The following is a 10,495-nucleotide window of genomic DNA, read 5'->3' as shown; positions in this document are numbered from 1 at the left end:
GCTATGCGACTTCGCACCGCGCTGAACGAGTACAAGCGGGACCGGGGCGGACGCTTCCCCGAAGAGGCACGTACCGCTGCTGGCTCGTTCTCTGCGCACGGGGACCGTCTCGTCTACGTCGATCCGGGCGGGTCGATCCGCGACTACTCGTCTGCGCTCTCTGGGCTGTACGGCGTCGATCGATCCCGGTTCGGGATCGAGACCGACACTGAGACGCTGTGGTTCGACGACCTCGATCCGGTTCGACAGCACTACTACCGGGAGACGAACGTCGTCGAGACGGAGTACGACGCGGGCCAGTTCACGGTCCACCAGTACGACCTGACGCTCGGCCGGGCACACGTCACACACGTCGAACTGCGCGGGGCCATCCCGCCGGACGCACACCTCACGGCGTTCTTGACGATGGCACCCGAGGGACGGGAGTCCCGCGTCGGCCGACTCATCCACGAACACGCCGGGCCGGACGGCTCGGCCGCCGTGGAAGTGTTCCACCGGAAGGAACACGACTACGTCACCGCCTCCACCGGCTTGGACGACGTGCGGGGACAGATCCCCGAGCGGTTCGACGAGATGCTGTCGGACCACTCCTTCGAGTTCCCGCGCGAGGCCGTGCTCGAACGCTACGAGGACACCCACCTGAGCGGCGACATCGTCGTCTCGGCACCCCTCGAAGAGGCGGGCCGCGCGGCACGAACGACGCTCGTGACGCAGGTCTCCGACCACGACGAACTCTCGCGCGAACAGGCGCTCGAAGACCTGCGCAACTGCGCGACGGCCCACCGTTCGGCCGACGACCTCCGCGAGGCCGGGAAGGCCCGTGCCGACGTGATGGTGCCGGAGAACGCGCCGCGGTCGACGCTCGTGCGGGCCGATCTCCGGGTTCTCGACCTTCTGCGAGCGCCGACCGGTGCCCACATCGCCGGGCCGGAGTTCGACCCCTTCTACGCCCACTCGGGCGGCTACGGCTACACGTGGTTCCGGGACGACTCCGAGGTGGCGCGCTACCTGCTCGACTCGGATCGCCTGCTCGATCTGGAGATCGACGACCAACTGCGCGACAGCGCCGCGTTCTACTGTGACACCCAACAACCGGACGGGACGTGGCCCCACCGCGCGTGGGCCTCCGACGGGTCGCTCGCGCCGGGGTGGGCACACGCCAAGGTCGAGGGCTCCGACAAACCGGAGTACCAGGCCGACCAGACCGCGAGCGTCACGTCGTTCCTCGCCACGTTCCTCCGTCGCCGTGGCAACGGGCTGGATCACGACGAGGGCGACCGCATCCGCGAGACGATCCACGACGCGGTCGAGGCGCTCGACGACACGATGACCGACGACGGCCTGCCGGAGGCCTGTCAGAACGCGTGGGAGAACATGATCGGCCAGTTCACCCACACGACCGCGACCTACATCCACGCCTACGCCGCAGTCGCTCGCGCCCCGGTCGGGGAGGACCTCCGCGACCACGCCGAGGTGCAGGCGAAGCGCGTCTTCGACGCGCTGGACGACCTGTGGGACGGCGACCGCGGCGTCTACGCGCTCCGACTCGACGCGGGCGACGGCCACCTCGACAGCCGCCTCGACTCCAGCACGCTCGCGCTGGTGGACGCGGTCCAGGAGTACGCCGCCGTCCACGAGGTCGACGAGGAGGCGCTCGACCGCCTCAGCGAACACGTCTCCGAGACGCTCGACGGCCTGTTCCGCAACCCGCGCGGGACGCCGGTCGCGGGCATGATCCGGTTCGAGGACGACTACTGGCGCAGCGAGGAACAGGACGAGGAGAAGATCTGGTCCGTCTCGACCGCGTGGGGCGCGAGTGCGGCCGCGAAACTCGGCGTCCTGCTCGACGGCTTCGGCCGCGAGGAGGAGGGCGAGGCGTTCCTCGGCCGGGCCGGCGACCTCTACGAACTGCTCGACGCCGACGGGCCGCTGGCGACCGACGCCGGCTACCTCGCCGAACAGGTGTTCGACGACGGGACGCCCGACAGCGCCGCACCGCTCGGCTGGTCACACGCGATCCGCCTCCACACGACGGCGTTCCTCCGGGAGCACGACGCGCTCCCCTCGGCAAAGCCCGCCCCCTCGGGTCCGAGCGAGCGCCCCCGGTGGACGACCGGCGAGAAGTACGGCGTCGGCACCGTCGCGGACCACTGGAGCGACGACCCCTCGCGCGTCTGGTACACCCTGACCGAGGGTGCCCTGACCGAGGCCCGCTTCCCGCGGATCGACCTGATGAACATCCGGACGCTCGACTTCCTGATCGTCGACGCCGACGAGGACGCGACCTACACCGCCCGGACGCACAACGAGACACGCCGGGACGACGCACAGGACACCATCGAGCGCACCGCCGAGATCGTCGAAGACGACGCCCTGCTGTTCCGGCACACCATCGCCGAACAGGGTGACGGCCGGGGCCACGAGTGGACCCTGACCGTCGAGTACGCGACCGACCCGAACCACGACGCCCTGCTGGCCGACTTCCAGTTCGAGGCCCACGACGACAACGAGTACGAACTGTTCACCGTGGCCGACGTGGCGCTGACGAACACCGGCGACCAGGACCGGGGTATCCGCCTCGGCCAACCGGGAAGCTACCACCTCGTCGCCCGCGACGCGGGTGCCTTCGACAAGGGGACCGGCGAACCACTGCTCGTGGACGAGGACGGCGAGGAGTACAGTGTCGCGGTCGCGCTCGCCTCCGAGGAGCGGTTCGACTGGGCGACGGTCGGCGTCGGCGGCTCCGACTACCTCAAGGAACTGTTCTCCGACGGGGAACTACCGAACTCCCAGGAGCGCGTCGACAACGAGAACGTCGTCCTCGTCGGACGACTCGGCGCGGCCTCCAGCGCGGAATCGACGCTCGCGCTCGGCTTCGCAGAGAACGCCGACACCGCCGCCGCACTCGGTGAGGCCGCCGGGGCGCTCACCCGTGGCTTCGAGACGGTCCGGTCGGCGTACCACGACTCGTGGGTCGACTTCCTCTCGGACAAAGACCTCCCGCAGTCCGTGCGGCGGAGCGAGGCGCTGGCGAACCAGTACCGGACCTCGCTGATGAGTCTCCGCGCCGTCGAGGACAAGACGTTCCTCGGGGCCGGTATCGCCTCACCCTCCGTCCCGTGGGGCGAAGCCGTCACCGCCGAGGAGGCGAAGGGGTACGGCTACAACTTCGTCTGGTCGCGCGACCTCTATCAGGTGTTCACCGTCTTCGAGATGGTGGACGACCTCGAGACCGCGATCCACGCGCTGTCGTACATCTACGAGTACCAGCAGGACGAGCACGGCTTCATCCCGCAGAACACGTACCTCAACGGCCGGACCCGCTGGGGCGGCGAGCAGATGGACAACATCTCGTTCCCGGCCGTGATGGCGTACCACATCGCGGAACACGGCTACGAGTTCACAGACCTGCCGTACGACTACGTCAACGTCAAGCGATCTGCCGACTACGTGGCCCGGAACGGCCCGCCGACCGCACAGGAACGCTGGGAGGAGGAGGCCGGCTACTCGCCGTCGTCCATCGCGGCGGAGATCGCCGGCCTCGCGTGCGCCGGCAAACTCGCCGTCGACGAGGGCGAACTCGCCGACGGCCTCATCTGGCTGGCACTCGCGGACAACTGGACGCGCAACGTCGAGGCGTGGACCGCCACCGAGACCGGCACCGAACAGCACACGAACACGCCGTACTACGTCCGGGTCACCCGCGACGGCGACCCCGAGGCGGGCCACCTCCGGACACTGGCGAACAACGGCCCGACGCTCGACGAGCGTGACATCATCGACGGCGGCTTCCTCGAACTGACGCGGCTGGGGATCAAGCCGGCCGACGATCAGACGATCCTGAACACCGTCACAGAGGTAGACGAGACGATCCGTGTGGACACGCCGCACGGGCCGGCGTTCTACCGGTACAACGGCGACGGGTACGGGGAGCGCGAACGCGGCGACGAGGGCGCGCCGTGGTCCGTCGAGAGCAAGGGCAAGGGTCGCCTGTGGCCCATCTTCACCGGCGAGCGCGGCGAGTACGAACTGCTCGCCGGCACCGAGAGCGGGCCGCTCGCGCCCCAGAACATGCTGGAGACGATGGAGGGCTTCGCCAACTCCGGTCGGATGCTCGCAGAGCAGGTGTGGGACCGCGATCACACGACCGACTACAACTGGGAGTTCGGCGAGGGGACCGGCGCGGCGACGCCCCTCGCGTGGTCGATGGCCCAGTACGTCCGCCTCGCACACGGTATCGACAACGGGTCGCCGGTCGAGACGCCGGCGGTCGTCGCGGATCGGTACCTGCACAGCGACCGTGGCGAAGGGCCGGGCCTGCGCGTGAACACCCGGTTCGAGGGCGACCACCTCGTCGTCTCCGGCGAGACGACCGGCGCGGTCGTCGCGGTCCGGACGCCGTCGGAGACGCAACTCCTCGACGTCGAGGACGGCGAGTACGAGACGCGCGTGAAGATCGAGTACGGCGAGAACCAGATCACGGTCGCGGCCGCCGCCTCGGAGGATCTGCTGGCGGCCGGCACGACCGTCGAGCGGTTCACGCTGTAGGACGCCGAACTACTTTATGGTTGGTCTGCATCTGTACTTCTGTGAAACGAACGTCCCGACGGGAGTCGATGATCGCCCTGTCGGTCGGCGGGATCACGCTCCTCGCGGGCTGTGGCGGGCCGACACCTGATTTCGAGGGACCCTCCGGCGTAAGAGTGATCAACGATCACAACGAATCGCACACGGCCCGTATCACCGTCGAAACCGATGGTAGAACTGTCTTCGACCGCCGAATCAGCGTCGACGGCCAGAGCAGTACGACTATCCCCGAACAGATGCCGGGGCGGAAACTCCTCGGTCGGCGGACGTACACGGTCTCCGCCGAGCTGGAAACAGGTGTCTCAACGACGAGAGAGTTCGAATACGACGGGATGCATAGGTTCGTTCTCAGAATCGAGGAGGACGGTTCATTGGAGCTATCGACGTACGAGCCGGTGTGACACCGTCACTAATAGTCTACCCGCCGTCGACTCGCTCGTCAACGACAACCTATTCCCGAACTCGCGTCGAACTCGGGGGTATGACAACCCGCGAGTTCGACGGTATCACGCTCGAACAGGTCCGGGAGTACGTCTGGGAGATTCCACAGGAGGGCGACATGCGCGTCCCGGCGCGCGTCCTCGCCAGCGAACCACTCTTAGAACAGATCGGCGACGATCTGACGCTCAAACAGTTGAAGAACTCCACCCACCTGCCGGGGATCACGAAGTACGCGATCTGTATGCCCGACGGTCACCAAGGCTACGGCTTCCCGGTCGGCGGCGTCGGTGCGACCGACACCGAGACGGGGTGTGTTTCTCCCGGCGCTATCGGTTACGATATTAATTGTGGCGTCCGCATGATGCGGACGAACCTAACCTACGACGACGTTCAGGGGAAGGAAGAAGAACTCGTCGAGGCGCTGTTCGCCAACGTTCCCTCCGGACTCGGTGGGGGCGGTATCGTCGAGACCGACCGCGAGACGATCAACGACATTCTGGCGCGGGGGATGGACTGGGCGCTGGAGGAAGGCTGGGCCGTCGAAGACGATCTGGAACACTGCGAGGACGAGGGCGTCAGGTACGACGCGGACCCCTCGGCCGTGTCGCAGGAGGCGAAGGAGAGAGGCCGAAATCAGGTCGGGAGTCTCGGCTCGGGCAACCACTTCCTCGAAGTCCAGCGCGTGACCGACATCTACCGCGAGGACGTGGCCGACGCCTACGGACTGGAGCCGAACCAACTCGTCGTCCTGATCCACTGCGGCAGTCGGGGGCTGGGCCACCAGACCTGCACCGACTACCTCCGGAAGATCGAGAAGCGCCACGGCGACCTGCTGGCGGACCTCCCGGACAAGGAACTCGCCGCCGCGCCCGCCGGGTCCGAGTTGGCCGAACAGTACTACGGCGCGATGTGCGCCTGTATCAACTTCGCGTGGACGAACCGTCAACTCATCATGCACCGGACGCGGCAGGTGTTCGAGAAGGTGTTCGGACGGGAGTGGCAGGACATGGAGATGCACCTGCTGTACGACGTGGCCCACAACATCGGCAAGAAAGAGATTCACGAGGTCGAAGGCGAGGAGCGCGAACTGTACGTCCACCGAAAAGGGGCGACCCGCGCGTTCCCGGCCGGCCACCCCGAGGTCCCGAAAGCCTACCGCGACGTCGGGCAACCGATCATCATCCCCGGCAGCATGGGCGCGGGAAGCTACGTCCTCCGGGGCGGCGAGCAGTCGCTCGATCTGACGTTCGGCTCGACCGCCCACGGCGCGGGGCGGATCATGTCCCGGACGCAGGCGAAGAAGGAGTTCTGGGGCGGCGACGTGCAGGACGACCTCCAGGAGACCCAGCAGATCTACGTGAAAGCGCAGTCCGGCGCGACCGTCGCCGAGGAAGCGCCCGGCGTCTACAAGGACGTCGACGAGGTGGTCCGCGTCTCGGACGCACTCGGTATCGGCGACAAGGTGGCCCGCACGTTCCCGGTCGTCAACATCAAGGGTTAACCGAAGTTCTCGACCTTCGCGCCGTCCGGGTCGCCGCCGGCCGCCGTGATCGCCTCCTCCGCCTCCGCCACGAAGTCGGCGAAGCCGTAGACGAACACCTGTTCGCCAGCCGCGCCGGTCAGCACGTCCGCGACCGCCTCGCCGATGTCGCCGTCGAGCACGAACACCGTCGCGCCCGCCTCGGAGAGCGTCGCCAGTCGGTCCTCGTGGGCCGGCGCGTCGTCGCGGTAGACGACGGCGACCTCGGCACCGTCGGCCAGTGCGCGCTCGCCGATACCGACCGCCGGGCCGACACCCGGCCCGCCGGCGAGGACGACGACCCGCGACTCGCCGTCGTAGTGCTGGTCGCCGAAGGGACCGGTGCAGTCGAGTTCGTCGCCGGCCGCGAGGTCGACGAGGTACTGCGAGAACGGGCCGGCTTCCTCGGGGTCGATGCCGACCGTCACCTCGAACGTCCCCTCGGTGTCGGGCGAGGAGAGCGTGTAGAACCGCGAGTACGACTCCCCGCCGACCGTCGCGGAGAGTTTGACGAACTGACCGGGCTGTGCGACGAAGTCGGTCGGCGTCTCGAACTCGATGGCGACCGTGTCCGGGCCGACATCCGTGACGCCGACGACGGTGACGCGTGTGTCCATACCAGTCGGCGGTGGCGGGCGGCAAAAAGGGTGTCCCAATCGGCCGACCCGAGACTCACTGTCGGCGGCGTGACGCGCCCTGTCGGCGGTTCCGGTCGAGGTCGTCGGCCATCTCGTGGAGGTGTTCGTCGCAGAGCACGGCCGTCTCTGGCGTCACGTCGTACTCCACCGACGAGACGACGACGCGGTCCTCGACCGTCGGCGCGGACTCCCACACCGGGAGCGCGAAGTGGCCGTCTCGACTACAGAGGGCACACCCGTCGCCGTCCCAGTGACCGCGCTCCAGCGTCTCGCCGAACGCCGTCAACTCACACGAGCGACAGAAGCCGCCGACCTCGATGCCGCTGACGAGTTCGACGACTGCGCGGTTGTATCCCGCGTTCAGGCCGCATCGGACACAGTTCGTGGGTACCATCGGGCGTAGTCTATCAGTATTCGGAGAATTCAGACAGTCGATCATAAAGCTACTGCCGCACCGTCAGACGTTCGTCTGACAGCCGCGATCCGGGGAGCCCGCCGAGCGACCCGGGAGCCGGAAACGATTGCTGGTGGGAGAATCGTTCGTGGTCGTCCCTTTCAGAAGGCTTTTGACCGGGCCACGGGAAGGTCCAGAACAGTATGCCTGCGGACTTCAACTGGGCTATCGGAGGCGAGGCCGGAGACGGTATCGACTCCACGGGGAAGATCTTCGCTCAGGCACTCTCTCGGGCTGGACGCCACGTGTTCACCTCGAAGGACTTCGCGTCGCGTATCCGCGGTGGGTACACGGCGTACAAGGTCAGAACGTCTGTGGACGACGTTCAGAGTGTCGTAGACCGACTCGACGTGTTGATCGCACTCACCCAGCGCACCATCGACGAGAACCTCGACGAACTCCACGACGGCTCCGTCATCATCTACGACGGGGAGCGCTCCACGATGGCGGACGTGGAGATCCCCGAGGGGATGATCGGACTGGACGTCCCGCTGAAGCGACTCGCCGAGGAGGCCGGTGGCGCGATCATGCGGAACGTCGTCGCCCTCGGTGCGGCGTGTGAAGTGACGGACTTCCCCATCGAGAACCTCGACTCGGCCCTCCAGAAGCGGTTCGGCAACAAGGGACAGCAGTTGGTCGAGAACAACAAGGAGGCGGCTCGCTCGGGACAGGACTACGTCGCCGAGGAGTACGACCACGAGTTCGACTACGACCTCGACACGACCGACAACGACTACGTCCTGCTGAACGGCGACCAGGCCATCGGCATGGGCGCGATCGCGGCCGGCTGTCGGTTCTACGCCGGCTACCCGATCACGCCCGCGACGGACGTGATGGAGTACCTCACCGGTCGCATCGAACAGTACGGCGGGCACGTCGTGCAGGCCGAGGACGAACTGTCGGCCATCAACATCGCGCTCGGTGCGGCACGCGCCGGTGCGCGGTCGATGACCGCGACGTCCGGCCCCGGCATCGACCTGATGGCAGAGACGTTCGGTCTCGTCGCCACCAGCGAGACGCCGCTGGTCATCTGTGACGTGATGCGCTCGGGTCCCTCCACCGGGATGCCGACGAAACAGGAGCAGGGCGACCTGAACATGACGCTGTACGGCGGCCACGGCGAGATCCCGCGCTTCGTCCTCGCGCCCACCTCGGTCGACGAGTGTTTCTGGAAGACGGTCGAGGCGTTCAACCTCGCCGAGAAGTACAACACGCCGGTCTACCTCGTCTCCGACCTGGCGATGGCGGTCACCGAGCAGACGTTCCCGCCGGAGGCGTTCGACATGGACGCAGTGGAGATCGAACGCGGCCGCGTCGTGGACGACGACACCATCGGCGAGTGGCAGAACGAGAAGGGACAGTTCAAACCCCACGCGCTCACCGAGGACGGCGTGAGTCCGCGCGCGTTCCCCGGCACGGCCGGCGGCGCGCACATGTCGACCGGGCTGGAACACGACGAACTCGGTCGCCGGACCGAGGACACCGACATGCGCATCGAGCAGGTCGACAAGCGCACCCGGAAGGTCGAGACCGCGAAGGAGCGGGAAGACTGGTCGCCGCGCGAGTTCGGCAACCCCGAGTCGGATCAGTTGATCATCTCGTGGGGCTCGAACGAGGGCGCACTGATCGAGGCCATCGATCTCCTGGAGGACGACGACATCGACGTGCGGTTCCTCTCGGTGCCGTACATCTTCCCGCGGCCGGATCTCTCCGAGGAGATCAACAGTGCGGACGAGGTGGTCGTCGTCGAGTGTAACCAGACCGGACAGTTCGCGGACGTGCTCGAACACGACGCGCTCCGGCGGGTGAAGCGGATCAACAAGTACGACGGCGTGCGGTTCAAGGCCGACGAACTCGCAGACGAGATTCGGGCGGCCCTCGCGGAGGAGGAGGTCACAGCATGAGCTCACAGGTTCGATTCACGGACTTCAAGTCCGACAAGCAGCCGACGTGGTGCCCCGGATGTGGGGACTTCGGCACGATGAACGGGATGATGAAGGCGCTGGCGAACACGGGCAACGACCCGGACAACACGTTCGTCGTCGCCGGCATCGGCTGTTCCGGCAAGATCGGGACGTACATGCACAGCTACGCGCTCCACGGCGTCCACGGCCGGGCGCTCCCGGTCGGGACCGGCGTGAAGATGGCGAACCCCGATCTGGAAGTGATGGTCGCCGGCGGCGACGGCGACGGCTACTCCATCGGCGCGGGCCACTTCGTCCACGCGGTGCGGCGGAACCTCGACATGACCTACGTGGTCATGGACAACCGCATCTACGGGCTGACGAAGGGCCAAGCCTCGCCGACCTCGCGTGAGGACTTCGAGACCTCGACGACCCCCGAAGGACCGAAACAGCCGCCCGTGAACCCCCTCGCGCTGGCGCTCGCCTCGGGCGGGTCGTTCATCGCACAGTCCTTCTCCTCGGACGCGATGCGGCACGCCGAGATCGTCCAGGAGGCCATCGAACACGACGGGTTCGGCTTCGTGAACGTCTTCTCGCCGTGTGTGACGTTCAACGACGTGGACACCTACGACTACTTCCGCGACAACCTCGTGGATCTGGCCGAGGAGGACCACGATCCGACCGACGAGGACGCCGCGAAGCAGAAGATTCTGGACTCCTCGAAGGAGTACCAGGGCGTCATCTACCGGAACGACGACGCGGTCTCCTACGACCAGCAGTTCGGCCTCGACACGAACATGTCGGAGATTCCGGACGGCGCACCCGAGGACGCGATGGACCTCGTGCGCGAGTTCTACTGAGACGGCGATCCGACGGCGTCTTCGCTTTCTGCTCTCGCTTCGAGCCCTCGGCGTGGGTCGTCCGCCCGCGTTCGATCCGCGCCGGGGTGTTC

Annotated in this window: 7 protein-coding genes; 5 read left to right on the top strand and 2 right to left on the bottom strand. The window is 67.1% G+C overall.

All coding sequences use genetic code 11. The features are described 5' to 3' along the window. Positions 1 to 3 precede the first annotated feature (3 nt). From LI337_RS00475 to LI337_RS00465, 3 genes are all read left to right on the top strand, one after another. A complete protein-coding gene (locus LI337_RS00475) occupies positions 4 to 4,548 on the top strand; it encodes a DUF7997 domain-containing protein (protein ID WP_227227744.1) in 4,545 nt (1,514 codons plus the stop codon). 68 nt (positions 4,549 to 4,616) lie between these two features. Beyond that, positions 4,617 to 4,988 carry a hypothetical protein gene (locus tag LI337_RS00470; RefSeq protein ID WP_227227743.1) on the top strand — a complete coding sequence of 124 codons (372 nt, stop codon included), beginning with the start codon at positions 4,617 to 4,619 and terminating at the stop codon, positions 4,986 to 4,988. Positions 4,989 to 5,068: 80 nt separating this feature from the next. After that, positions 5,069 to 6,529, top strand: a complete 1,461-nt coding sequence (locus LI337_RS00465; RefSeq protein WP_227227742.1) for an RtcB family protein — start codon at positions 5,069 to 5,071, stop codon at positions 6,527 to 6,529. Here the strand turns inward: LI337_RS00465 and LI337_RS00460 are convergent. Then, positions 6,526 to 7,164: an FAD-dependent oxidoreductase gene (locus LI337_RS00460; RefSeq protein ID WP_227227741.1), complete on the bottom strand. Its 639-nt coding sequence runs from the start codon at positions 7,162 to 7,164 to the stop codon at positions 6,526 to 6,528. The two genes, LI337_RS00465 and LI337_RS00460, sit on opposite strands and share 4 nt — an antisense overlap. Before the next feature lie 55 nt (positions 7,165 to 7,219). After that, positions 7,220 to 7,579, bottom strand: a complete 360-nt coding sequence (locus tag LI337_RS00455; protein WP_227227740.1) for a hypothetical protein — start codon at positions 7,577 to 7,579, stop codon at positions 7,220 to 7,222. Between the two features lie 203 nt (positions 7,580 to 7,782). Here LI337_RS00455 and LI337_RS00450 point away from each other — a divergent pair, with 203 nt between their 5' ends. Then, positions 7,783 to 9,543: a 2-oxoacid:acceptor oxidoreductase subunit alpha gene (locus tag LI337_RS00450; RefSeq protein WP_227227739.1), complete on the top strand. Its 1,761-nt coding sequence runs from the start codon at positions 7,783 to 7,785 to the stop codon at positions 9,541 to 9,543. Further along, positions 9,540 to 10,403: a 2-oxoacid:ferredoxin oxidoreductase subunit beta gene (locus LI337_RS00445; RefSeq protein WP_227227738.1), complete on the top strand. Its 864-nt coding sequence runs from the start codon at positions 9,540 to 9,542 to the stop codon at positions 10,401 to 10,403. The genes LI337_RS00450 and LI337_RS00445 overlap by 4 nt, the downstream gene beginning before the upstream one ends. Positions 10,404 to 10,495: the final 92 nt, after the last annotated feature.

The sequence above is a fragment of the Salinirubrum litoreum genome, assembly GCF_020567425.1.
Lineage (GTDB): Archaea > Halobacteriota > Halobacteria > Halobacteriales > Haloferacaceae > Salinirubrum > Salinirubrum litoreum.
The sequence above is the reverse complement of the archived record's forward strand: the minus strand, read 5'-3'. Positions and strand labels throughout refer to the sequence as shown.

What these genes read in the sequence shown, in the direction of transcription:
- LI337_RS00475 (WP_227227744.1), top strand. Translation starts at nt 4, where the DNA reads ATGCGACTTCGCACCGCGCTGAACGAGTACAAGCGGGACCGGGGCGGA.
- LI337_RS00470 (WP_227227743.1), top strand. Translation starts at nt 4,617, where the DNA reads ATGATCGCCCTGTCGGTCGGCGGGATCACGCTCCTCGCGGGCTGTGGC.
- LI337_RS00465 (WP_227227742.1), top strand. Translation starts at nt 5,069, where the DNA reads ATGACAACCCGCGAGTTCGACGGTATCACGCTCGAACAGGTCCGGGAG.
- LI337_RS00460 (WP_227227741.1), bottom strand. Translation starts at nt 7,164, where the DNA reads ATGGACACACGCGTCACCGTCGTCGGCGTCACGGATGTCGGCCCGGAC.
- LI337_RS00455 (WP_227227740.1), bottom strand. Translation starts at nt 7,579, where the DNA reads ATGGTACCCACGAACTGTGTCCGATGCGGCCTGAACGCGGGATACAAC.
- LI337_RS00450 (WP_227227739.1), top strand. Translation starts at nt 7,783, where the DNA reads ATGCCTGCGGACTTCAACTGGGCTATCGGAGGCGAGGCCGGAGACGGT.
- LI337_RS00445 (WP_227227738.1), top strand. Translation starts at nt 9,540, where the DNA reads ATGAGCTCACAGGTTCGATTCACGGACTTCAAGTCCGACAAGCAGCCG.